Origin of the sequence: Candidatus Nitrosotalea sp. TS, from assembly GCF_011319465.1 — an archaeon.
Lineage (GTDB): Archaea > Thermoproteota > Nitrososphaeria > Nitrososphaerales > Nitrosopumilaceae > Nitrosotalea.
This window is the reverse complement of sequence record NZ_RCMB01000013.1, coordinates 159887-184681: the sequence shown is the minus strand read 5'-3', so window position 1 is coordinate 184681 and position 24795 is coordinate 159887. Positions and strand designations below refer to the sequence as shown.

General features: G+C 39.3%; 26 protein-coding genes, 1 tRNA gene and 4 pseudogenes. 21 read left to right on the top strand and 10 right to left on the bottom strand.

All coding sequences use genetic code 11. From position 1 onward, the window contains the following. Positions 1-160: 160 nt before the first annotated feature. Positions 161-310 (top strand): hypothetical protein, encoded by a 150-nt coding sequence (locus DYY67_RS07055; protein ID WP_166391944.1) that lies wholly within the window; start codon positions 161-163, stop codon positions 308-310. Here the strand turns inward: DYY67_RS07055 and DYY67_RS07050 are convergent. From DYY67_RS07050 to DYY67_RS07020, 7 genes are all read right to left on the bottom strand, one after another. After that, entirely contained in the window at positions 288-1565 is a 1278-nt protein-coding gene (locus DYY67_RS07050) for a tyrosine-type recombinase/integrase (RefSeq protein ID WP_166391942.1), read from the bottom strand. The two genes, DYY67_RS07055 and DYY67_RS07050, sit on opposite strands and share 23 nt — an antisense overlap. An 85-nt stretch (positions 1566-1650) precedes the next feature. After that, positions 1651-1726 (bottom strand) — tRNA-Glu (locus tag DYY67_RS07045). A 166-nt stretch (positions 1727-1892) separates the two neighbouring features. After that, positions 1893-2369: an SRPBCC family protein gene (locus DYY67_RS07040; RefSeq protein WP_166391940.1), complete on the bottom strand. Its 477-nt coding sequence runs from the start codon at positions 2367-2369 to the stop codon at positions 1893-1895. Between the two features lie 61 nt (positions 2370-2430). Next, positions 2431-2931: a hypothetical protein gene (locus DYY67_RS07035; RefSeq protein ID WP_166391938.1), complete on the bottom strand. Its 501-nt coding sequence runs from the start codon at positions 2929-2931 to the stop codon at positions 2431-2433. A gap of 143 nt (positions 2932-3074) precedes the next feature. After that, positions 3075-3389 carry a hypothetical protein gene (locus DYY67_RS07030; protein WP_166391936.1) on the bottom strand — a complete coding sequence of 105 codons (315 nt, stop codon included), beginning with the start codon at positions 3387-3389 and terminating at the stop codon, positions 3075-3077. Next, the gene (locus DYY67_RS07025; RefSeq protein ID WP_166391934.1) at positions 3386-3847 is read right to left on the bottom strand and encodes a hypothetical protein; all 462 of its coding nucleotides are present in this window, start codon (positions 3845-3847) and stop codon (positions 3386-3388) included. The genes DYY67_RS07030 and DYY67_RS07025 overlap by 4 nt, the downstream gene beginning before the upstream one ends. Then, positions 3837-4574 carry a hypothetical protein gene (locus DYY67_RS07020; protein ID WP_166391932.1) on the bottom strand — a complete coding sequence of 246 codons (738 nt, stop codon included), beginning with the start codon at positions 4572-4574 and terminating at the stop codon, positions 3837-3839. The genes DYY67_RS07025 and DYY67_RS07020 overlap by 11 nt, the downstream gene beginning before the upstream one ends. 440 nt (positions 4575-5014) lie before the next feature. Here DYY67_RS07020 and DYY67_RS07015 point away from each other — a divergent pair, with 440 nt between their 5' ends. Continuing rightward, positions 5015-5899 carry a hypothetical protein gene (locus DYY67_RS07015; protein ID WP_166391929.1) on the top strand — a complete coding sequence of 295 codons (885 nt, stop codon included), beginning with the start codon at positions 5015-5017 and terminating at the stop codon, positions 5897-5899. Positions 5900-6141: 242 nt separating this feature from the next. Here DYY67_RS07015 and DYY67_RS07010 read toward each other — a convergent pair whose 3' ends face one another. Beyond that, positions 6142-6312, bottom strand: coding sequence for a hypothetical protein (locus DYY67_RS07010; RefSeq protein ID WP_166391927.1), 171 nt, complete (start codon positions 6310-6312; stop codon positions 6142-6144). 77 nt (positions 6313-6389) lie between these two features. Between DYY67_RS07010 and DYY67_RS07005 the strand changes: the two genes are divergently transcribed. Both DYY67_RS07005 and DYY67_RS07000 read left to right on the top strand, forming a co-directional pair. Further along, positions 6390-6590, top strand: a complete 201-nt coding sequence (locus DYY67_RS07005) for a hypothetical protein (RefSeq protein WP_166391925.1) — start codon at positions 6390-6392, stop codon at positions 6588-6590. Position 6591: 1 nt separating this feature from the next. Further along, positions 6592-7065 carry a hypothetical protein gene (locus DYY67_RS07000; protein WP_166391922.1) on the top strand — a complete coding sequence of 158 codons (474 nt, stop codon included), beginning with the start codon at positions 6592-6594 and terminating at the stop codon, positions 7063-7065. A 219-nt stretch (positions 7066-7284) separates the two neighbouring features. Here DYY67_RS07000 and DYY67_RS06995 read toward each other — a convergent pair whose 3' ends face one another. Then, positions 7285-7536 (bottom strand): hypothetical protein, encoded by a 252-nt coding sequence (locus tag DYY67_RS06995; RefSeq protein ID WP_166391920.1) that lies wholly within the window; start codon positions 7534-7536, stop codon positions 7285-7287. A gap of 58 nt (positions 7537-7594) precedes the next feature. Here DYY67_RS06995 and DYY67_RS06990 point away from each other — a divergent pair, with 58 nt between their 5' ends. Continuing rightward, on the top strand, positions 7595-8236 hold the full coding sequence (locus DYY67_RS06990) for a hypothetical protein (protein ID WP_166391918.1): 642 nt from the start codon (positions 7595-7597) through the stop codon (positions 8234-8236). On the opposite strand, the gene DYY67_RS06985 is transcribed toward DYY67_RS06990, so the two are convergent. Further along, positions 8220-8537: a nitroreductase/quinone reductase family protein gene (locus tag DYY67_RS06985; protein WP_166391916.1), complete on the bottom strand. Its 318-nt coding sequence runs from the start codon at positions 8535-8537 to the stop codon at positions 8220-8222. The genes DYY67_RS06990 and DYY67_RS06985 overlap by 17 nt on opposite strands. 87 nt (positions 8538-8624) lie before the next feature. Between DYY67_RS06985 and DYY67_RS06980 the strand changes: the two genes are divergently transcribed. The 16 genes and pseudogenes from DYY67_RS06980 to sufU all read left to right on the top strand — a co-directional run bounded on the left by DYY67_RS06980 (position 8625) and on the right by sufU (position 24785). After that, complete coding sequence (locus DYY67_RS06980) at positions 8625-9071, top strand: PRC-barrel domain-containing protein (protein WP_166391914.1); 447 nt, start codon at positions 8625-8627, stop codon at positions 9069-9071. Positions 9072-9309: 238 nt separating this feature from the next. Next, on the top strand, positions 9310-10257 hold the full coding sequence (locus DYY67_RS06975; RefSeq protein ID WP_166391912.1) for a 6-bladed beta-propeller: 948 nt from the start codon (positions 9310-9312) through the stop codon (positions 10255-10257). A gap of 63 nt (positions 10258-10320) precedes the next feature. Beyond that, positions 10321-11841, top strand: coding sequence for an HYR domain-containing protein (locus DYY67_RS06970; RefSeq protein WP_166391910.1), 1521 nt, complete (start codon positions 10321-10323; stop codon positions 11839-11841). Further along, entirely contained in the window at positions 11777-14155 is a 2379-nt protein-coding gene (locus tag DYY67_RS06965; RefSeq protein ID WP_166391908.1) for an HYR domain-containing protein, read from the top strand. The genes DYY67_RS06970 and DYY67_RS06965 overlap by 65 nt, the downstream gene beginning before the upstream one ends. A gap of 252 nt (positions 14156-14407) precedes the next feature. Beyond that, positions 14408-15151 carry an ArnT family glycosyltransferase gene (locus tag DYY67_RS06960; protein ID WP_166391906.1) on the top strand — a complete coding sequence of 248 codons (744 nt, stop codon included), beginning with the start codon at positions 14408-14410 and terminating at the stop codon, positions 15149-15151. Between the two features lie 175 nt (positions 15152-15326). After that, complete coding sequence (locus DYY67_RS06955) at positions 15327-15821, top strand: hypothetical protein (protein WP_166391904.1); 495 nt, start codon at positions 15327-15329, stop codon at positions 15819-15821. Positions 15822-15987: 166 nt separating this feature from the next. Next, a complete protein-coding gene (locus DYY67_RS06950) occupies positions 15988-17004 on the top strand; it encodes an aspartate aminotransferase family protein (protein WP_255492949.1) in 1017 nt (338 codons plus the stop codon). Between the two features lie 38 nt (positions 17005-17042). Next, positions 17043-17267: a hypothetical protein gene (locus DYY67_RS11005; RefSeq protein ID WP_255492948.1), complete on the top strand. Its 225-nt coding sequence runs from the start codon at positions 17043-17045 to the stop codon at positions 17265-17267. Next, positions 17264-18028, top strand: a complete 765-nt coding sequence (hemC, locus tag DYY67_RS06945; RefSeq protein WP_255492947.1) for a hydroxymethylbilane synthase — start codon at positions 17264-17266, stop codon at positions 18026-18028. The genes DYY67_RS11005 and hemC overlap by 4 nt, the downstream gene beginning before the upstream one ends. A 168-nt stretch (positions 18029-18196) precedes the next feature. Further along, positions 18197-18940, top strand: a complete 744-nt coding sequence (gene cobA, locus DYY67_RS06940) for a uroporphyrinogen-III C-methyltransferase (protein WP_166391981.1) — start codon at positions 18197-18199, stop codon at positions 18938-18940. Continuing rightward, positions 18937-19732: pseudogene (locus DYY67_RS06935) on the top strand (uroporphyrinogen-III synthase). Before cobA ends, DYY67_RS06935 begins: the two are co-directional and overlap by 4 nt. A 219-nt stretch (positions 19733-19951) precedes the next feature. Continuing rightward, positions 19952-21354: pseudogene (gene sufB, locus DYY67_RS06930) on the top strand (Fe-S cluster assembly protein SufB). Between the two features lie 30 nt (positions 21355-21384). Further along, positions 21385-22785 (top strand): SufB/SufD family protein, encoded by a 1401-nt coding sequence (locus DYY67_RS06925; RefSeq protein ID WP_166391902.1) that lies wholly within the window; start codon positions 21385-21387, stop codon positions 22783-22785. A 5-nt stretch (positions 22786-22790) separates the two neighbouring features. After that, on the top strand, positions 22791-23102 hold the full coding sequence (locus DYY67_RS06920) for a Rieske (2Fe-2S) protein (RefSeq protein ID WP_166391900.1): 312 nt from the start codon (positions 22791-22793) through the stop codon (positions 23100-23102). A gap of 13 nt (positions 23103-23115) precedes the next feature. Beyond that, positions 23116-24349: pseudogene (locus DYY67_RS06915) on the top strand (cysteine desulfurase). Then, positions 24346-24785: pseudogene (sufU, locus tag DYY67_RS06910) on the top strand (Fe-S cluster assembly sulfur transfer protein SufU). Before DYY67_RS06915 ends, sufU begins: the two co-directional pseudogenes overlap by 4 nt. The last annotated feature ends 10 nt before the right edge of the window (positions 24786-24795 follow it).

Sequence of the window (24795 nt, the reverse complement as noted above, 5' to 3'; positions counted from 1 at the left end):
GTGTAATTTCTTACTGCGAAACTAGCGACTGATTTTTTTAATTACTGTGTTAATCTTCAGTACCTACTTCGAATCAAAAATATTTTTTGGCATTGGATGAGAAATTGCTTGTATGACACCAAAAAACGTCCTTTAATTTTGTTCAAAGGCAATCTTATACATGAGTGAAGAGACTATAACAGTTCCAAAACAAGTGTTGGCCACGCTGGCTGAAAACAACAAGATGATTTTAGAAAAGCTTGAAAAGATCTCAGAGAGATTGAAACCAAGAAACAGAAGAGCTTTCTTTAGCTTTTTTGCTTCCTGCTGACAAATCCCTGAATCATTTTCTGTTGCTGTAATATCATTTCACGCAACTCGTCAATCTCATTTCTAATCTTCTTGTCTGATTTTCGTTTGGATTTTTCTTTTAGTTTTCCAAATCTCATGGCTACAGCAACATCAAGAAATGTTCCGCAGTTTCCACATCGTACAGAGAGTGGATCTTCAAACCTTCCGCATTCTTGACATTTCTTAAGCTGTAATCTGAAAGTATCAGTTTCGTTATCGTTGACGTCAAGACCTGCAGCTTTTTTTGCTGCATTGAGCAGATCCTTTTGTATTGTAGAAAGATAGATGGCAGTGGTCTTGATATTTGTATGCCCTAACATCTTTTGAACGACGTTTATCTGAGTATTGTTCATAAGTAGATTGGTGGCCCGAGAATGTCGCAGCTTGTAAGGAGATCTGTATCTTATTCCTGCCTTTTCACATAGCCTTTTCAACAAGTTCAAGACATACGAGTACGATATCCTGTATGACTTTGTTTTTGGAGAGTAAAAGAGATACGCATTTGGATCATGTCTTAATGGATGCCTTGCGATATAGTCTACGAGCCTTCTATAAGCGATTATCACGGGAATCTTTCGCGGCAGGCTCTTTGAGCTGCGAAGAGTGACAAATGCGATATTGTTCTTCGCATCAGTCTCGATATCACCCAATCTTAAATTCAAGCTCTCTACAATTCGTGCAGCCACCTCGTAACTTAGCTCTACAATCAGATAGTCGCGATCGTATTCCTGTGTCACTTGATAAAGTACCTTTAGCATTTTTTCTATCTCTTCTTCGCTGAATCCCTTACGGTTCTCAAGAACGGAATCATATTCCTTCTTCATGTAACGTGTTGCATTAATCCATCTCACTGCACCGTCATAATCGTCCTCCTTGTCATAGTTCTTGTTAATGATCTTTCCCGTCTTGGCATATGTTACAATCCTTCTAAGTGTCAAGACAAACATCTTGATTGTATCATTTTTCCATCCAAATGTGGTCATCTCTGATACAATTTTTTCCACGTCCTGCCTGGTCATGTCTTTGATATCCATGCAGTCGTCAATCATAGAAATGATCTTCCAAGCATGCCAACCTAGCGATGATACCCGTATGGCCTTGATGCCGTATGCAGTCATAGCATCGACGAATCTTACAGCCAACTTGCCATTTCGCTCAAACTTTGCAAGCCTCTTCCTTATTGCCTGCAACCGCTTGTTTGAATAGTGGATGTCGTCTTCTACTCGCTCTATCATGATAATTGATCGCCCCCTTGAAAATTAAAAAATGGCAAAAAAATTGCTCCAAAATTGTTCATTGGGCATTGAACTTGATAGGATATGCTCCCGCCGGGATTTGAACCCGGGATCACTGCCTTGAGAGGGCAGTATGCTTAGCCGGACTACACCACAGGAGCTATCTTAACGCCATAAGAGATAGCAATTTAAAGGCTGGCTTGATTTGATGATTAGAAAATTAACGTTGGTACAAAAATATATGAAAAGAACATTCGTCTTCATAAATTATAAAATGACATGTTTTCTTGATTAGTAAAATCGTAATGTCTTAAGTTATGTTTGATGTTACTTCTTGTCGTGTATGAGGTCTGCCCATAATCTTCTTTCTTCTAATACTGGATTTTGTTGTGTTCCTTCCAATTCTTCTTTTATTAACTGTAGAGCAAGATCCGCTTCACTTTGTAATTCCTTTGTAGTATTTTTCGAAAATAGGCCCACAACACCAGATAATGTATAATTCATCTGAATCTCAAGCGTTGTTGTGTTTCCATGAGCGGAAAGTAGTATGTCCTTAATGCCAATGATTGGACCTTTTAGCCACTTTATGTGCAAGCCTTCTTTTGGAAAGAGGATCACTCTCTGCTGACACTTGTTGTCTTTTCCAAGAAATACGTATCTGGTTACGACATTTTGTTCTTTTGATATGTTTCTGATGCGTGTTATTCCTTTCCAGTATGTGGGGTCGTTATCAATTTTTGATATTATCTTCCATACCTTTTCTTGTGTTGCATTGATCTGTATTTTTGCGTCAATCTCAACCATGAGATAAAGTAGTAAATTTAGGATAAATATATAGAGTATACACTGTAATACCGCAAACGATTCACTCTGAAAACTGGAACGAAATAGTATTCTTATCCGCTTTTACAAGGATTTTTTGATTGAAAACTTCTTGGAAGATCAATTCTAGAATGGTCTTGTGGTATGTCGACCAATTCCTTCCAATGTCATGCTTCAGTACATAAGTGTGAAAGCCGTCATTATTGGAATGACTCACTTGTACGGATGAATTTATCATTCGTATTTCAAACCACGACAAAAAGGATAGCAGATCGGTATTTCCTTTCATAAACAATGCAATGTCTCTTACTTCATTTTTACCTACACGGGAAGCAATGTCAACTATTTGTTTTTGTGTAAGCTTACTAAAAACCTCTGAAAAAACAGGCTTGTTTATCATGACAAAACCGGCTGTGGATTCAAACATTCCCCATTCTAAGAATCGTCTTAAGGCTTGATTTACTAACGTGTTTGTGCTTATCTGACGATTATCCGATTCAAGTCGTAGTTTTTTAATTATTTGTTCGTCTAACCGAAATGTCATTGTAAGCGTTTTCTTGGATGGTTGACTCAATCTTATAGAACTGATAGATCATGTAGACTTTTAATATTTCTAATTCTCTTGCTTGGAAACTATTTGATGCGTGTGAAAAATGCAAGCTTGATTCTAATTGTTGCTTGTGAATATTAGGAATTGATCTTGATTATGCCGTTTGTTATCATGTATTGTAACCCCTGGACGAATTGATCATCTCCAATCTGTCCGCTTGCCCACCATCCAGCGTTATTTTTAATCCATGCTGGAATTTGTTGAGTTCCTGATGCCGCAGTTGAACCTGTTTGCGTAGGTATTTGTATTATTCCATGTTGTATCATGTATTGTAACCCCTGGACGAATTGATCATCTCCCAGTTGTCCCTGTGACCACCACTTTGCATTGTTTTTGATCCACGATGGAATTACCGTAGTTTGTGTTGTGTTGGCAGGACCAGTGTTGATCATATTGGGTGGTGGCACGTTAGTTGTATTGTTGGGAGGATTGTGGTACCTACAGAACCTCCAAATGATGGTAATGTATTGATTGTTATGTTTATTGAACCTGCTAGGCTTACGTCAGGAGTTGATCCTTGTGGACCAGTTCCTAATGCTGCAATTACAACGTTAGATACAGGGGTAGTTCCTTTCAAAATTATGGATCTGTCATCATCTCCTACTGGTGCAAATAATGACGAGCTTCCTGCATCCTGAGCTACTGAATCAAGTTGATGTCCTTGATTATCTACTGTGTATATGTCATATTGAACATTGGAATATTTCTGAGTCTGATCAAATGTTTTCTCAAATGATATTCTCCACTCCATGGGGCACCCTATATGTGGTGTGGAAGGGCTATATCGATAGAAAATTATCATAGAGTCTGAATCTGTTGTAGACGTGGCTTGTGCGGCATCATTTACCATGTCTGGCGCAGGACAATTTGCATTCGCTCCAAGTTCTGCAGTTGATTGTATGTTCAAAAATGAACGGCTCAGTTGGACTGTTACCTTGTTGTAATAATTCTAAATTATAATCTGGCGGAGGTACTCCGCTTGTAACATCAGTATACACTATGGCCTTTACAGGATACGCTAAATTTGGTGCAACCCATATCATGTTATCCACATCCTTGTGCCAACCGAGAATCCATGTCTGATATGTTCCAGCCTGCACTGTCACAGACTGCTGTCCCATGGAACCAACTGATTGCCCTCCTACAGAGCCTGTTCTACCCCACGATGGGGAACCGAAAGTCTGTGCATTGTCTTTTGAAGAAAATGCATCAAGCCATGCTATTGTATTTTTGTATACATTAGAATAATCTGAAATATTTGGATCAGAATATGTCGGATCTGGCGTTTCTGTGCCAATAGTGACAATTCCTTTCTGTACTGTAGAGCCATCTATTGCCAACATTTCCAAATTCCAACCTGTACCATCACTTGTCTGGTTCTTGACCCAAAAGTCAATCTCAAGCGGCGTACAATTGTGCCAGTCTGTCCAACAGACATTATATTTGTAATAATCCCCTTGTTTTAGTACCTCTCCTGGGTACCAAGTGGTGGCAAATGCATTAGGTACGACGGTGAGAGTACCAACCGTAATTATTGATGCTAACATGACAGCTACTGAGAAGAAACTAATCTTCATACCCGCCTTTAATACATTTTTGAGTACTAATAAACCTCATTAAACTATGTTAATGGTTACGGATTTCGCAGCTTATGGAATACCTGAGCACTTGTAGTTAGGATATACTGTGAAGCATTGAAGCTGTATTTTCATACTGAGAAGATATTTGGTTTATTATTCGGTTTTTCTTTAGCACTTGTTTTTATTGAAAACAAGTCTTGATTCTTATCACGTAAATAAAAAAGATGTACTGCTACGAGGAAATGCCGTCGTATTATAGCTCTATTTTCGTATGTGCCTACAGCACTATTTCTATCTGATCTTTATTGAACTAAACAATGTAACAGAGTAATTATTTTATAATTTTTCTACCTGTCAAAGGAATGTTTTTCGATTCAATGTATTTGTAAATTTTAACAGCTTGGATACTTTATAGCAAAACTGACAATGACATTCCTGTGGATGTACAAAAAATTCCGAAATTACTATATCTATCTGAACATCCTGTAGGTTTTGGCGGATGCCGAAATAATGAATGTAATTTTGATTGCTGTGAATATAATATCAGCGTCTTTGATGACAAATCAGGCGAATCAGTTCACGATCTTTCAGGAAATCTAATAAAACTACACCATTGTTCTTTGTCAGAGTCTAATGTTGCAATTTTAGCTCAATTGGAAAACTTGACTATACTTCATGATGATCAGTGGAAGCTACGTATGTTTCTGGCAAAAATAAAGGAAAAGAAGGAAAAAATTCTAAACTCATACACTCAAAGCTGTCTTGTTGATGCAGGAATCTTTGCAAACAAAGCCAAGGAAGCAGTAAAAACTAATGATCCTTTTGCTGCCGTGTGGACAAAATGTGCCTCGTATTTTCTCGCAGATGCACTATTCTCAATTAACTCAAAACGACCTAGTCCTACTCATATGTTGGAAATAACTAGGAATTTGAAAAAAAATGAAATCAATCAAGTCTTTTCTGTGATACATGATATACTTGGAGTGGAAAGGGCTTCTACTTCGGTTCTTTCAAGAATGGTAAAATCAACTATGGGATTTTCTGACATGGTTGAAAATAATGGTCACTCAACGATCATCAAAAGAAAATATGATTATCTGGTTGAAAACTCACTATTGTCTGACTGTTACTTCTATTTGGGGTACATGAGCAGAAATAACATAATGAAAATAAAAAATCAGATTCATAAAAACCCGGAATACATCCACGTATTAAAGGTGGCACTTGATATCGAAAGCGATCAGCTGGTTATAGACAAGCAAGCAAACGCACTATTGCAAAGAGTAAACGGGCTTCTTGTAGATATAAAAGATCAGAAATAACACACGCTGGTTTACTTGAATTTTTTAATAACCTTTAAAACCCTGTGGGAGATCTCCCAGATATGACAGACGCAGCATGCGGATGCGACTCAGCAACAGAAAACAAAACAGAATGCGATTGCGCAATGCAAGGCGAATGCTATTGTGACGCTAATTGTTCTTGCAAAGCATCAGTTTGTAAGGAACAGGTAGCATCATTCAGATAGGTTTTAACCCTTTTTTCTTTTATTTTTTATAAAATACTACTTTTCATCCTCGTCTTTGATTCCCCATGTCTTTACAAGCTCTTTTTGGAACTTGTCCACTTGTTTTTCATTTAAGGAATCTCCACAATTCTTGTGTGTTGGAACTACTACCATGCCGTCCAACTTGAATTCAACTTCATACATGTGGACTTTTTCACACTCGCACATGTGCGAAGTACATAACGTTCCACTATATTTGCTTATTTGAAACCTTTAACTATAAGACGGCGAGGTAGCTGAAATAGATGGCCAACATTAAACTGGTGGCAATTTTTGCTATTGTTATAGTATCAGCCGCTACAGGGCTGATATGGCCGTTTTTTACAAATCTGCATTTTAACCCCTTGCCAAGTACGGCAAGCAAGTGGCACATGGGAAAAGGATCTCAATATGATCCTGAAATGGTGTATCGAGTCTCTTTTAATAACACCAACTTTCACTGCTGACATGAAATTTTTGCCTATGCAAGGCCAGAACCAGAGCCTGTTTATACAGATAAAACCTAGCGGTAGTGACAAAATAATAAATCAGACAGTACCAATTGGTCTTGTTTATGATTATCCAAATGTATCTGATGAAGCAAAACCATATTTTGACATTTTAGATCAATCCGTGTTTTCCATGCGTGACTTTGCAACTACTGATCAATATCTTGTAAAAGGAGCTGACTGGGGAGATATGTACATAGGAGCAAATCATGAAACGCTCGATGTGACAGATACAGGAAACATGAACTTTGGATTTGGCTCGGCAAATGCATATTTGATATCCTATAGAATAGGTGCAAATGAAAACAAGATCTGGATTGTAGATAATTTGCCCCTTCCTGTAAAGTCCAAGATATATGATTTTAATGGCACGCTGGTCTATGATTTTGAATTGGTCTCACTCAATGCACCATCCACTCCTGGTCTGAGCTGATAACAGTTAACCAAAAGCCAGTCGCAAAACTTTGATATGCTGTCGTCGAATTTGCCCCAAACATGCAAAGATGCTGGTAATATGTCCAGCCTCATATTTTCTAGCATGACTCTAACCCCCTCTTTTCCTTCATACATGTACGCATCCTGCACTTGAGGTTTGTCTAACATCTCAGCAGCTTTTGATTTTATCAAGTCTCGAGCAATTGAGAAATTCCGGCTATTTCGCTGAAAGACCATTCCGATATTCTCCTGTTCCATATGACTCAAAATCCTCAATCTTTCCTCTTTGAGGAAAATTCAACGAAAGAATTATGCCATGTTTTTTCCCTACTTTGGATGCAGTTTCATTTATTGTCGTAAATGCCATTGCGGGATTTTTTTTCAAAAGGACTCTGATCTGTGGCATATTTGATCCAAGTTCCCTTCTAAGTTCGGCAGTAATTGAGGAAAAACTCATAATTACAAACAAGAAATTTTCTCATATATTTATTGAGTTTACTTAATTACTGGTTTTCTATTATTTACTCATGCTTCCACTTGACAAAGATGGGGTTCCACATGATGAAGGCTCAGAAAGAGCTTCAAGTGTTGAAGACTATAAGGTAACATGCATACAGTTCATCAAGGACATTAGCAGTGATTATCTTGCATGGGTAGATTATTACAAACTACCTCCAGATGAGGACAAAAAAAGAAGGGATCGAATACATGCAATAGTGGAACGCACAAATGAATGGATTGCCAAAGTTGCAACCACGATCAAGGCAGTTGATGTTGTGATGAACGATGGGATCCAAAAAATGGCAGAAAACACAGCAGGCTATCCTTTCCAGATTGGCGTCTTTGTAAACAATGCATCTGGGTATACACTTGCCAAGCCTGGTATGGTAGATATCAACATCAAAGCAGTTGGAAGAGATGGTTCCAAAGTAAAGATAGGCTGGCACCAAAAGGAAATGAGATTTCTCATAAGCTCAACAAGCCCTGTCACGATTGATGAACCAACTGACGCCGTACGGGAGTTTGAAATGTTGGATTTACACCTAAACATGGATGCCCAAAAGTGTCATCCACGAGATGTCGTATCTTTTACTGTAGTTGTGATTGAAACAAAAGATGGTCAAGAATACGAACGACGAGGTACTACAACAATCATTCACATGGGATGACTTCAAGCATTATTCTTGCATCCTCTGCTCGTCTGTCAGAATATTTCATGCGGGATATCGTTTTTGTCAATTCTTCATCCTTGACCAGTGATGCATAACCTGAAAAAGTTGTATCATTTACTGTTATCTTGACTAGTGGAGTTGCAATTGCATTTTTTAGCCAATCACTATTTGGGTTTCTTCTTGAAAAATAGAATTTACCGTCATAAAATACTGCTCTGAGCTCTACGGCATGCTCTTTTCCGGTCTTTCTTCCTTTTGTGGCTAGAATGGAAGTAAGAGGTCCTTCTTTGAATTCCATATGTCCATTTCTGTTATAAAGAATTTAACCCATTAGATTGAAAACTCTGATACCTGATTCAATAAACTGACTTGGCAACTCTCGCGTATGGCAACCTCGCTAGAATTTAATAGAAATCAGATAAAGGCAGACGAGTTTAAAGGAAAAAAAGTCATTGACAGAGAAGGAATAGAATATGGCAAGGTAAAACACGTACACATAAACTCAGACACATTAGAAGTGGTAGGAGTCACAGTCCATGAGGGATTTAGCAAGGACTACTTTTTGTCCAGAGATTATGTGGATAGGTTTACTGAAGAATCTGTACTACTTTCCTCAGCACCAATAAGAACCGACATAACAGTGGTTGATATTGACGGCAAAAAGGTTGGAAAAGTAAAACGACTTCACATGAGCAAAGATACCAACGAACTTGAATCAATTGAAGTAACAGAGGGTCTTACCGGCTCAAGGATATTCCACACGTCTGAGATTTGGGGTGTCGGTGAGAAGATCATTCTCAGACTGACAAAAGACGAATACAAAAAACCTTAATTTTTTTCAATTATTTCCTATTACTTTATTTTGATAAAGTGTACAGTTGCACTTATCCAAAGTTTTTGTTGCCAAAACTAATACTGTGATTTAGGACGCCATATCATTTACCTAGTATGTGATGGTCATATTGCGTATTCATACGAGGACTGGGTTATCTAATTTAATCATAGTTGACAAAAACTGCAACAATTCCTAACTTAGGAGATCATCTTGGTATTCTACCACTTCCTCATCGTTGAGGGTCTCTCTTACACTAGTAGGAATTATAGTATTTGTACTGTCAAGTGCCGTGATTGGGTACGCATGGGCGTCCAATTCTCCACCTTTTGTGGTGCAATGGGGAACATATGGATTACAGACTAGTGGAAAATTTGCCTTTCCACAGGGAATAGCTACTGATCCTTCAGGAAATGTCTATGTTACAGACTTGGGTAACAGAAGAGTCCAGGAATTTGATAACAACGGCAACTTTTTGTCTACTTGGGGAATCAAAGGATCTGGCAATGGCACTTTTGAAGAACCTGAAGGAATAGCAATTGGCGGTGGTTCTATCTACGTTGTTGATAATGATTTGAACATTGTTCAAAAATTTGACATGAGCGGACATTTTATTATGCAATGGGGAGGTAGAGGAAGTGATAACGGACAATTTTTACTTCCTCAAGGAATTACAGTAGATTCTAAAGGTAACGTTTACGTTGTAGATACTGGAAATAGCAGAGTCGAAAAATTTGATGACAATGGAAAATTCTTGCTTTCAATTGGAAGCAGCGGCCTTGATAACGGACAATTTCTTTCTCCGCATGGAGTAGCTGTTGATTCGTACAACTATGTCTATGTTACAGACACTGGAAATAATAGAGTTGAAAAGTTTGCTTCAGATGGAACGTATCTTCAAACATATGGCGCAGCTGCAGGTTTAAAATCTCCAATTGGAATTGCCGTGGATAAATCTGGTGATATTTATGTTGCAGATGATGGAAATAACCAAGTCGTTGAATTTGATAGTAATGGAAATACTATATCTTGGGGAAATGCTGGTACGGGGCCTGACTTCTTTATGGAGCCAAGAGATGTTGCAGTTGACTCGGCAGGAAATATCTTTGTTGTAGACAGTGACAATAATAGAATACAAAAATTTGGTTCATCCACACCGACCACCGCAAATACCATCACAAACTAACCAAACCAATGAAACCACTCAAGCACAAAACAAAATACTCAGACTACTCAGAATCAAAATACAGTGCAAAGTACAAACTCATCATTAATTACAGATCCAAATGAGAAGACATTACCACAAATTACTGCACCATCTGACATGACTGTGGAAGCAACAGGAATCTTGACTCCTGTATCTATTGGTCAGGCTACTGCAACTGATGCCGTAAAAGTCGTCTCTATTACTAACAATGCGCCGTCTAAGTTTCCACTAGGTACAACAATGATCACATGGACTGCCATGAATGCAGGAGGAAATACTGCAAAGGCAGCTCAAAAAATAACTATAGTTGATACCACTGCTCCTACAATTACTGCTCCACCAAATGTTACTGTTCAGGCAACAAGTGCTGATCACAACACTGTTGATCTAGGGCTCCCATCTACATATGATGCAGTAGGAGTAGAATCTGTAACAAATGATGCTCCACCATACTTTCCATTAGGACAAACAGTCGTTACTTGGAAAGCAATTGATCCATCTGGTAATGTAGCTACTACCACACAAACAGTGACAGTTCAAGATACTACAAAGCCAACAATAAAAGCACCTGCAGACATGATTGTCAATGCCACTGGAACACTAACACCAGTAAATGTTGGCCAAGCAACCACTACCGACAATATTGGAATTGCATCGCTTACCAATAATTCCCCACAACAAGGATTTCCACTTGGTACCACCATAGTTACTTGGACCGCAGTTGATGCAGGCGGAAACATGGCTAATTCCACACAAAAGATAACAGTTGTCAATCACATGTCGCCCAAGCTAACCCCACCAGCAAACGTCACCTTTGAAGCAGTATCAGTTACCAGCAATACAGTACCACTAGGCAATGCAACAGCTACCGATATTGAACCAGTCACCATAACCAACAACGCTCCTAGCGTATTCCAATTAGGCAAGACAACAGTATTGTGGACTGCAAAAGACACATCAGGCAATACTGCTAACGCCACTCAAATAGTCAATGTAGTAGATACCACTGCACCCAAGCTAACCCCACCAGCAAACGTCACCTTTGAGGCAACATCTCTTGACAATAACACAGTACCACTGGGCAATGCAACAGCTACCGATATCGAACCAGTCACCATAACTAACAACGCATCAAAGACATTCCCGTTAGGAAAGACAACAATATTGTGGACTGCCAAGGACACATCAGGCAATACTGCAAATGCCACTCAGACTGTTCTTGTACACGATACCACTGCACCCAAGCTAACCCCACCAGCAAACGTCACCTTTGAGGCAACATCTCTTGACAATAACACAGTACCATTGGGTACTCCTACGGTAACTGACATTGAACAAGTAACTGTAACAAATGATGCTCCCAAAGTATTTCCAGTTGGAATGACCACTGTCATTTGGACTGCCAAGGACACATCAGGCAATACTGCAAACGCCACTCAGACTGTTCTTGTACACGATACCACTGCACCCAAGCTAACCCCACCAGCAAACGTCACCTTTGAAGCAGTATCAGTTACCAGCAATACAGTACCACTTAGGCAATGCAACAGCTACCGATATTGAACCAGTCACCATAACTAACAACGCATCAAAGACATTCCCGTTAGGAAAGACAACAATAGTCTGGACTGCAAAAGATGCTGCAGGCAACATATCAAATGTTACTCAAACAGTCAATGTAGTAGATACCACTGCACCCAAGCTAACCCCACCAGCAAACGTCACCTTTGAAGCAGTATCAGTTACCAGCAATACAGTACCACTAGGCAATGCAACAGCTACCGATATTGAACCAGTCACCATAACCAACAACGCTCCTAGCGTATTCCAATTAGGCAAGACAACAGTATTGTGGACTGCAAAAGACACATCAGGTAATACTGCTAATGCCACTCAAACAGTCAATGTAGTAGATACCACTGCACCCAAGCTAACCCCACCAGCAAACGTCACCTTTGAGGCAACATCTCTTGACAATAACACGGTACCACTGGGCAATGCAACAGCTACCGATATTGAACCAGTCACCATAACCAACAACGCATCAAAGACATTCCCGTTAGGCAAGACAACAATAGTCTGGACTGCCAAGGACACATCCGGCAATACTGCAAATGCCACTCAGACTGTTCTTGTACACGATACCACTGCACCCAAGCTAACCCCACCAGCAAACGTCACCTTTGAGGCAACATCTCTTGACAATAACACGGTACCATTGGGTACTCCTACGGTAACTGACATTGAACAAGTAACTGTAACAAATGATGCTCCCAAAGTATTTCCAGTTGGAATGACCACTGTCATTTGGACTGCCAAGGACACATCCGGCAATACTGCAAATGCCACTCAGACTGTTCTTGTACATGATACCACTGCACCCAAGCTAACCCCACCAGCAAACGTCACCTTTGAAGCAGTATCAGTTACCAGCAATACAGTACCACTGGGCAATGCAACAGCTACCGATATTGAACCAGTCACCATAACCAACAACGCATCAAAGACATTCCCGTTAGGCAAGACAACAATAGTCTGGACTGCAAAAGATGCTGCAGGCAACATATCAAATGTTACTCAAACAGTCAATGTAGTAGATACCACTGCACCCAAGCTAACCCCACCAGCAAACGTCACCTTTGAAGCAGTATCAGTTACCAGCAATACAGTACCACTAGGCAATGCAACAGCTACCGATATTGAACCAGTCACCATAACCAACAACGCTCCTAGCGTATTCCAATTAGGCAAGACAACAGTATTGTGGACTGCAAAAGACACATCAGGTAATACGGCTAATGCCACTCAAACAGTCAATGTAGTAGATACCACTGCACCCAAGCTAACCCCACCAGCAAACGTCACCTTTGAGGCAACATCTCTTGACAATAACACGGTACCACTGGGCAATGCAACAGCTACCGATATTGAACCAGTCACCATAACCAACAACGCATCAAAGACATTCCCGTTAGGCAAGACAACAATAGTCTGGACTGCAAAAGATGCTGCAGGCAACATATCAAATGTTACTCAAACAGTCAATGTAGTAGATACCACTGCACCCAAGATAATTCCACCACATACAGTCATAGTTAATGCTACCAGCCCTACAAGTAATCAAGTAAGTATTGGTAATGCTACAGCTACGGATAACACTAAAGTAGTTTCCATTACAAATGATGCTCCTGCAGTATTTCCATTTGGTAATACTACAGTAACTTGGACTGCAAAAGATGTGGCAGGCAATACTGCAACCTCGACTCAACTGGTCGAAGTAGTTGATCATTCTCCACCACAGCTAACAATTCCATCAGATATTGTCATCAACGCTACCTCTTTTGTAACTCCAGTTTCAACAGGGCAATCTACAGCAACTGGTATAATTGACACTTCACCCAAGATAACAAATAATTCCACAGGTCTATTTCATATTGGAAAGACCATAGTACAATGGACTGCTGTTGACAAGTTTGGAAATACCAAGTCGCTAGATCAGACAATTAATGTTCTAGCATGCGGCAAGCCTGAATCTCTCTATAATGTAATTACAGGAACTAACAATAGTGACACCTTAACAGGTTCACCAGTATCGAACTTGATATTAGGACTTGATGGAAATGATACAATTCACGCAGGTCCTGCAGGGGATTGTATAATTGCAGGAAACGGTGACAACATAATATTTGGTGGTAGCGGAAATGATATGATCATTGCAGGTAATGGCAATAACATAATCAAGGGAAGCACAGGCAATGAACTGATCTATGTAGGAACTGGAAGCAACATAATCCAAGGTGGCACTGGACATAATACATGCTATCTAGGAAACCCAAGCGCAGATACAGTAGTCAACTGCCAAGCTCAAAAACAATAATTCTTTATTGTTTTTCGTTGAATAATTTTCATTTAGAGGAACGTCTCTCCAAGTGCATTTTCATGTCTCCGCCCCAAACCAGTCACTATTCATCACCTATTCTTGATGGCTTTTTGTCAATTGAATGTGAAAGAGAAATGCTAACAACGAAATATTGTAAGGCGTAAAAGACGCTCAACTCGTCAGAAAAAATGAAACCACTTATAGACATCATTTTTTCAATATCAATCCTAAAAGAAATTGTTTGGAGATATGCAAAGTAGAAAATACATAGTACTGGTAATCATATTGTCATTATCAGCATTTGCGCATCTTTGGAATGTTATAGGATTTCCTGATTTGTTCTATGATGAGGGAGTCTACATGCGAAGAGCAATGCATGTCATTAGCGGATTGGGACTTCAAGAAAGATATTTTTACGATCATCCGTATTTCGGTCAGCTGTTTCTTGCCGGCATGCTCTCCGCAGTGGGTTATCCAAACTCACTTCATCCTACTCTTGACAGTAATTCTATTGGTACGTTGTATCTTGTTCCGCGAATGTTGATGGGACTGCTTGCAATCGCAGATACTTTTCTCATATTCAAGATTTCAGAAAAGCGGTACAATACAAAGACTGCCATAGCGGCTTCTCTTCTATTTGCTGTTATGCCTATGACGTGGATAACGAGGAGAATACTCTTGGATTCTATTCTATTACCGTTTTTGTTGCTCTCAATACTGCTTGCAATCTATTCCAAAGACTCTAAACACAAGTCTATCCTGGTTTTACTTTCAGGCATATGCATGGGACTGGTTCTTTTCACCAAGGTGGACATGGTTATCATGTTGCCTCTTCTTATTTTTCTAGTCTACAAGAGCACTGGATTGAGAAAAATTGGATTGTGGTTTATTCCTGTAATACTAATTCCGCTAATTTGGCCAATTGAAAGCATCATGAGAGGAGAATTCAATCTTTGGCTAGATGGCATAATGTGGCAAACAGGGAAGAGGTAATGGTGGACTGCCATATCTGCTTGGCGGCTTTTTTATTTTTGATCCTGTTCTATTTTTACTTGGATTTGCGGGTATTGCATACAGTGTAATTAAAAGAGAGACTCTGCCCATCTTATGGTGTGCACCATTTCTCATTTTATTTTCACTCATAAATTATGTCCAGTATTTCTACTGGATGCCAGTAATTCCAATACTGTGTATTGCAGGAGGGCGGCTGATAATGGAAATCAAGAAACCGCTAAGATCAATTCCTATATCGTATATGGCACTTACGGCAATTGCAGTTTTTGGCATAGTGAGTACAACTTTGCTCATAACTGCAAATATTTCCAGTCAGGTTGAAGCTACTGCATTTGTGGCAAAATATGCTAATGAAAATAAAAATGTCACTGTAATCTCAAGCCCTGTATATTCTTGGATATTTTATTACGTATTTCATGACAAGAATGTCTTTGCCGATTATCGTGATTTGATATATTGTCCAATACCAACTAAAAATATAGTACTTGTAGCCGACCCTCCTTTTCAATCCAACATTGGAATTGGAAGAGAACTGTCTATGGTATACGGAAATACCACGACCATAAAGGAATTTTCAAGTGGCATATTCAATTATGATTCTGAACAATATCCGTTTACAAATTTACGTGTTAACTATGATGGCGAGTAAAATAGATATCAGAACAAGCGATAAACCAATTGATACGGGAGTTCCCATGGATACTAGCGCTAGAAATATCTGTCTTAACTATTTTGGTTAATTCGTTTTCCAATACTTTCACATCATGCCCTCTTATCATATAGATTATAATGACAACCTGTATTTTTGAAGATGGATGTCAAACTCAAAGAGACTGTTTTTGAGATCAAAGAAAGTAATTCCTTCTGGAATAAACAGCCCAGTTAGATACTATGATCCTTATCCATTCTTTGTCAAAAAGGCTCAAGGAAGTTCGCTGTGGGATGTTGATGGAAATCACTACCTTGATTTTTGTAATGGATATGGTGCGCTATTGCTGGGTCATAGACGAAAAGAAATTGTTTCTAGCGTTTTGTCTCAACTCAAAAAGGGAACTCTATATTGTGCACCAACAGAACTTGAGGTGGAATTATCTGAACTCATATCAAAAAACTTTCCTTCAATGCAAAAAGTTAGACTGGTAAATACAGGAAGTGAGGCAACCATGACCGCTATACGGCTGGCAAGGGGTTTTACAAAAAAGAAAAAGATCATCAAGTTTGAGGGGTGTTATCACGGTGCACATGATTACGTTTTGGTAAAGGCAGGATCTGGCGCGGCACACATGGGAATATCTGTTTCTGACGGGAGCCTTGAAGAAGTTTCCAAAAATACGCTAGTCGTTCAATACAATAATTCTGAGGAACTTGCTTCAGTTTTAGAAAAAGAAAAAGATGTTGCCGCTGTAATTGTAGAGCCAGTTCTTGCAAATATGGGACTTGTATTGCCAGAAAAAAATTTTCTAAGTGATATAAGAAAAATTACGTCAGAAAATGACAGTCTTTTGATATTTGACGAGGTTGTGACAGGATTTAGGATGTCTCCTGGAGGAGCTCAAAAATCATATTCTATTGATCCTGATATCACAACTCTTGGCAAAGCATTGGGAAATGGCTTTGTTATTGCAGCGGTTGGTGGAAAAAGTGAGATTATGGATATCCTTTCTCCTGAAGGACAAGTCTACCAAGCAAGCACATATGCAGGCAATCCTGTATCTGTATCTGCCGCGCTTGCCTCTGTAAAAACAATGAACAAGAACAAAGCCAAACTTTATCCTAAACTTGAGCGAAGCCTGCAAGAGTTTAGCGTCAACTCTGGGAGATCTTGCATCTGATATGAATATATCAGCACCAAATTAATTCCATCAGCTCAATGTTTCAGATCTTTTTTACAGACAAGCAAGTGGTTGACTATTCCACTGCAAAGGCAGCCGATGCTATGAAATTCAAAAAACTATTCAAAGCATTACTACAAAATGAAATCTTTATAGCTCCATCACAATTTGAAACCGTTTTTCTCTCATATGCCCATACCGATGAAGATATGCAAAAGACAGTTATTGCATACGAAAAAGCGTTAAAGACGGTGAAGGCATGAGATATCTTGTAGGCGCCAGAGGAAGTCAGCTATCTCTCGCTCAAACCAACTGGGTAATCTCGGAATTAAAAAAGAATAATCCGCAAGCAGAATTTGAGATAGTTCCAATAAAAACAAAAGGAGACACAGATGCAAGGCCGCTTTTTACTATAAACCAAAAAGGAATATTTGAAAAAGAGATCGACAGAGCTGTTGCTGAAAAAAAAGTGGACTTTGCAGTACATAGCTTAAAAGATGTTCCAGCAGAGCTATCAGAAGAGCTCGTGCTTGCCTGCATTCCAAAGAGAGAGCCAGCCAATGACATATTCATATCAAAAGATGGCAAGACACTGAATGAAATAAAAAAAGGTGCAGTAATTGGAACAAGCAGCTTGAGAAGGGCAGTACAAATATCAAGACAGCGACCTGATTTGATAGTAAAACCAATCCGAGGTAATATAGAAACAAGAATCAAAAAAATAGACGATGGTAAATTTGATGGCATAGTCTTGGCTCAAGCTGGCATACAACGATTGGGCCTTGATGTGAAATTTGAGAAACTCCCTGTAGAAATTTTTGTACCTTCTCCAGGTCAGGGTGCTCTAGCAATAGTGGCAAGAAAAGATAACATTGAATTAATTAACATCCTAAAAAAAATTGAGGATCAAACATCAAGAACCGCTGTCGAAGCTGAGCGTTCACTATCGATGTTTGTAGACTCGGGGTGTAGGTTTCCAGTGGGTGCTCTGGCTAATCAGAATGGGGGAAAGTTAGACCCTTAGCGTTACGGTCTATTCTGTAGATGGCAGCAAATTTATCGCAGTTAAAAGAGATTCTGATTCCACACAAGCCAAAGAGCTTGGAAGACAAGTTGCTTCAGAGCTTTCAGCAAAAGGAATAGAAGAGCTGGCAAAGAACTGGAGAGAAAAGGTAGAGGAATGGAATCAAAAATGAAAGGCAAAGTCTTCATTGTAGGGGCAGGTCCAGGCGATCCCAAGTTGATTACTCTCAAGGCTGTTGAAGCAATCAAGTCTTCTGACGTAGTCTTGTTTGATAGGTTGGTAAGCAAGAAAATAATCGACATGATTCCAAAAAGAACTGAAAAAGTGTATGTCGGAAGAGATGTGGGTGACGATTACAAGCATCAAGACACGACAAATGATCTGATGGTAAAATATGCCAAAGCCAAAAAAAATGTTGTCAGACTAAAGGGAGGCGACCCGTTTATCTTTGGAAGGGGAGGAGAAGAAGCAGAATTTCTTCGGGAACATAAAGTCAAATATGAAATTATTCCAGGAATCACTTCTGGAATGGGCTCTGCAGAATATTCTGGAATTCCTCTAACACACAGAGATTACGCATCTTCTGTTGTGTTTGTTACAGGTCATGAGGATGCAAAAAAGACCCAAGGAGCAGTAAACTGGAAAAAACTAGCCAAGTCTGTTGACACTATAGTGATAATGATGGGACTTTCAAGACTTGAGATAATTTCAAAAACTTTGATCAGTGGAGGGCTTGACAAGAATACTCCTGTTGCAGTAATTCAGAATGGAACTACTGATAAACACAAGATGATCAAGGGGAATCTGGCAAATATTGCAAGGAAGGTCAGTGAATCCAAAATAAGACCTCCCTCTATAATTATAATAGGCAAAGTTGTCTCTCTTTCAGAGAAGATAGGGTGGAGAAAGTGATACAGGGAAAAGTCATAGCAATCACACGATCTAAGGAGGATTCAGAAGAGTTTGTCAGTCTAATTACAGGTGAAAAGGCACGGGCAATATCGCTTCCAACAATAGAACTTGTCAGCAAAGGCGAGGGAATGGTAGATGAATTTCTAAATGCAGTAAAGGAAGAAGATCCAGACTTTTCTGTATTTATGAGCTCAAAGGCCGTAAAACTACTATTTGACACTGCCAGAAAGATCTCAAAGTATGAAAAGCTGCAGCTAGGAGTGGCAAACACAACCGTGATTGCAGTTGGTCCAAAAACAAAGGCTGCGCTTGAAGCAGAAGGAATACGAGTGGCCCATGTTCCTGAAAGATTCTCGTCAGTAGGTGTTGGAGAAGTTTTCACACGCCTAAACGCAGAAGGAAAAAAAGTAATTGTACCAAGAAGTGGGGCGTCTACCGAATTTCTGGCTCAACTTCTTGAGAAGATAGGGCTCATAGTGAAAGGAGGTTTACTTGTATGACGTTAAATCTCACAGCGATCTGACTCAATGGATAGAATTCAAACAATTGTTTTCAAGTAACAAAGTTGACGGTATTGTCTTTACAAGTGCATCATCTGCTAGAGCCTTCTTTGAAATTATGCTTGGCGATACTAATGAAGACACATTGAGGGAAAACTTGGAAAAAACAACTGTTGTGGCAATAGGCCCATTTACTGCAGATGAACTAAAAAAATTTAGGATAAATCCAATAATTGCAGATGTTCACACTGTTCCAGGTGCAGTAGAGACGATCAAAAACTGTCTTTGCTAGCTTTCTCTTCTTGCATGCAAACGTTCCACCAGAAAAAATTCGATTTTTTAAATCTCGTTCTAAGATCTTGGAATGAGATCATTAGCTAGACCTAAGATGATTTGCAATGCCAATCTTGGCAAATATTGTATGTTCACATGCATTTAGCTTGGCCTACTCCGCTGTACATGTATGAAGAGGGGTGTAACTTTTTTATAATATAACGGAGTTATGTCAATCATGACGACAGAGAACCTCAATATGGATTATACAAAATATGATTTCAAGGATTCTACTGAGATGTATGTTTTTACAAGTAAGAAGGGATTATCAAGAGAAGTAGTTGAAGAAATTAGCAAACTAAAGGGTGAGCCACAATGGATGCTGGACTTTAGACTCCGCTCATATGACATCTTTATGAAAAAATCAATGCCAAATTGGGGGGCAGATCTCAAAACTATTGACTTTAACAATATCTACTATTATGCCAAGGCTTCTGAAAAGACAGAAAAGGACTGGGACAGCGTTCCAGCAGAAGTAAAGGCAACCTTTGATAAGCTTGGAATTCCAGAGGCTGAAAAGAAATTTTTGGCTGGAGTAGGGGCTCAATACGAATCTGAGGTTGTTTATCACAGTCTAAGAGAAGACCTTGCAAAGAAAGGCGTTCTCTTCCTTGATACCGACACTGCTCTAAAAGAACATCCTGAAATTTTCAAGAAATATTTTGGTAAAATAATTCCACCAGAAGATAATAAGTTTGCAGCACTTAACAGTGCTGTCTGGAGTGGTGGATCATTTATCTACGTTCCAAAAGGAGTAAAGGTAGACCTACCATTACAAGCGTACTTTAGAATCAACAAGGAAAATATTGGTCAGTTTGAAAGGACACTGATAATTGCTGATGAAGGTGCTGAGGTTCACTATATCGAAGGATGCACAGCTCCTGTATATTCGATCAGAATCACTACACTCTGCAGTTGTTGAATTGATTGCAATGAAAGGTGCCAAGTTGAGATACACCACAATTCAAAACTGGAGTAATGATGTTTACAATTTGGTTACAAAAAGGGCATATGCATACGAAGGTGCTAGAGTTGAATGGATCGATGGTAACATTGGAAGCAGAGTCACCATGAAATATCCTGGAATTTATCTCCTAGGACAAAGAGCACATGGAGAGACACTATCAATTGCATTTGCAGGCAAGAACCAACACCAAGACACTGGTGCAAAAATGGTTCATCTTGCTCCATACACTACATCTAGAACTACATCCAAATCCGTGAGCAAGAGCAATGGTAGAACTACATACAGAGGACTTTTGCATGTTGCTAAAGGCGCAACAAATGTCAAAGCCTCAGTAAGATGTGATGCTCTCTTACTTGATGATACATCAAAGACCGATACTTATCCTTACATGGAAATTAACCAAGAAGATGCAACAATTACTCATGAAGCAACTGTAGGTAAGATAGGCGACGAAGCAAATATTCTATCTGATGACAAGAGGATTCACCGAAGAAGAAGCACTCACACTCATTGTAAACGGATTCATCGAGCCATTTACTAAAGAGCTGCCGATGGAATATGCAGTTGAGCTCAATAGGCTAATCAAACTTGAAATGGATGGCTCAGTCGGCTAGTCCGGCTTGCCAATAGCACTCTGAACGGATATGTCATCTTTTGTCCTGTCTAAGCTTGGTGCAAACCATCTAGACGAAATCTCTGAAGCCAACAACGAGCCGGCTTGGCTAAAAGACTATAGGAAGAATTCATTTTCAATTTATGAAAAACTCCCTCCTGAGGTTTCTCCACTTTATAACAAATACTCAGATGCCAATAAAATGGATGCATCACAAGTGACATTCTCTTTAAGCTCGGACACTACACTGCCTGATTTTGTAAATGACAGGCTATCTGAGATTTCAGATAATCCAAACATAATTCAGATAGGAACAAACATTTCAAAGATAAACATACCATCAGAATTAAAATCAAAGGGCCTAGTTGTATGCTCAATTCAAGATGCCATAAGAGAGCATGAAGATAAGATAAGAAAAACATTTGAAAAAATTGACGCAAACAAAGACAAATACGTTGCACTCAACAATGCATTTTTCAATTCTGGAATTTTTATTTATGTTCCACGAAACCTTGTTTTGGAAAAACCGATCCATGTAATATCCTCGCTTTCTCTTGATCAATCCTCTACCATATCTAGAAACATTGTGATAGGTGATGAAAACAGCAAGGCGTCCATAGTTCAAGAGATTTATGCACCCAAGTCTGCCAAACAACAGGCATACCTTGAAGTTCTTGATGTTACTGCCAGCCCAAACAGTCATCTTGAACTTGTAACACTGCAAGCAATGGATGAGAATGCAGTAAACTTTTCATCAAGAGCTGCAAGAATTTCACAAGATGCCCAAATGAACTGGTACCTTGGCCTGTTTGGTTCTCATCTTTCAAGATACAAGGTTGATAACTATCTAAATGGAACAGGCGCAAATGCACATGATACCGAAGTAGTATTTGGAAACAAGAATCAATCATTTGATCTGGCTTCTAATCTTATACATAATGCACCTTCTACTATTGGCAGAGTCTTAGAAAAATCTGTTCTCAAAGATACTTCCAAGTCTCTCTTTAAGGGAATGATTAGAATTGAAAAAGATGCACATCATGCAGAATCGTATCTTGCAGGCCACTCGATATTGCTAGATAAGGGTGCAAAATCCGATTCCATTCCAGGCCTTGAGATACTGACAAACGATGTAAAGGCAACACACTCGGCCTCGGTTGCTCAGATGGACGAAGAACAGCTATTCTATCTTGCCACCAGATGCTTGAACAAACCTGGAGCACAAAAGATCATAGTAGAAGGATTTCTAGAACCTCTGTCAAGGAAGATGTCGTACCAGATTCGTGCTTGGATAAGCTACCTTATTGAATCAAAATGGCTTGGTAGAGACCTTAAGATCAAAACAGATGAACAACTCAAAGCAATACTTGAAGTCGAAGAGACAAGATACCGTGAGACCGATATCTTCGAGAGCCACTACAAATACAGGTGAGTGTGTTGTCAGAATGGGTCAAAGTATGTGATACAAGTGATCTGAAAAGAGGAGACATGCTAGATTTCGACTACAAGGAAAAAAAAATTCTCTTAGCAAATTTTAACGGGAAGGTTTACGCGACAGATAGAATATGCACTCATGCAGATGCTGACCTTACAACAGGAATTTTGAGCGAAGAGGGAGTTACATGTCCTTTGCATCTTTCAACATTTAATATTTCCACAGGAGTTCCCCAAAACCTTCCAGCTGAAGTGCCGCTTAAAATCTACAATGTTAAAATAGAACAAAATGAAATCTATGTTGAGGTAGAATAATTTGCAAGCAAGCATGATACAAATTGAAAACATAAGAAAAGATTTCCCTATTCTCAAACGTAAAGTTCACAAAGACAAGGCATTGATCTACTTTGATAACGCAGCAACTACTCAAAAGCCAATCCAAGTGATTGATGCCATAAGCAATTATTATCTAAATTACAACTCTAACATTCACAGAGCAGTTCATGAATTGGCAGAAGAGGCAACAATAGCATATGAGAGTACAAGAGATAAGATTGTAAAATTCATCAACGCAAAGAGCCGCGAAGAGATAGTTTTTGTTAGAGGTACAACTGAGGCAATAAATCTAGTTGCTTATGCTTGGGGGAGGCAAAATGTCAACAAAGATGACATTATTGTTACTACCGAATACGAGCACCACAGCAATATTGTCCCATGGCAACTCTTGACAAAAGAAAAAGGTGCAAAATTAGAGTACATTGGAGTTGATGACAATGGTGAACTCTTGCTTGATCAACTTGACAAATATTTGGAAACTGGCAGAGTGAAACTTGTTGCGTTCAGTCAGATGTCAAATGTTCTTGGTACCATAACTGACTCTGAAGAGATTATTCGACGTTGTAAGAAAAAAGGAGTTAGAGTCCTAGTTGATGGAGCCCAGTCTGTTCCACATCTCAAAGTAGATTTGCAAAAACTAGACTGTGATTTTTTTCGCATTCTCTGCCCATAAGATGTTAGGGCCAACTGGTGTTGGTGTACTGTGGGCAAGAAAAGAACTGCTTGAAGGCATGGTTCCATTTAATGGCGGAGGAGATATGATTCGTGAGGTCCACAAGTATGAAACATCATGGAACGATCTGCCATACAAGTTTGAGGCGGGAACTCCAAATATTGCAGATGTGATTGGATTTGCCGCTGCTATTGATTACCTTGAAAGAATAGGGATGGATAAGGTACGCGAGCACGAAATGGAGATAACAAAGTATGCACTAGACAAGATTTCTCAGATAAAAGGAATAAAGCTTTACGGCCCAATGGACGTTGCAAAACGTGGCGGTGTAATATCATTTAATCTGGGAGACATTCATCCTCATGATCTTGCAACAATAATTGATGAAGATGGAGTTGCCATTCGCTCAGGACACCACTGTGCACAGGTATTGATGGAAAGGCTTGATGTTTCTGCAACTTCTCGCGCAAGCTTTTATATTTATAATACAAAGGATGAAGTGGATGTTTTCATCAAGTCTCTCTATAGGGCAAAGGAGTTGTTTAGACTTTGAGTAGCGCAGACATTTATCGAGAAATTATACTAGACTATTACAGAAATCCAAGGAACTATGGCAAGCTGACAAATCCTGACATTGCCCAGAGGGACAGCAATCCGCTTTGTGGAGATGAACTTGAGATGCATCTTAGCATAAAGGAAAGTAAGGTAGTGGATGTCAAGTTCACAGGAAAAGGATGTGCAATAAGCCAAGCCAGCGCGTCAATGCTAACTGAACTTATAATGGGAAAAACTTTGAAGAAGTAAAAAAGCTCTCAAAAGAAGACATACTGGACAACCTTGGCCTGCATGACCTCGGACCTGCCAGAATAAAGTGCGCGTTACTGTCGCTTAAGGTTCTAAAATCTGGCCTGTATTCTTATCTTTCAGAGAAACTAAAGGACACTGAATCTGCAGATAAGGTAAAGGAAGAAGCCTCGGGTCTGTATTGACTTGACAACC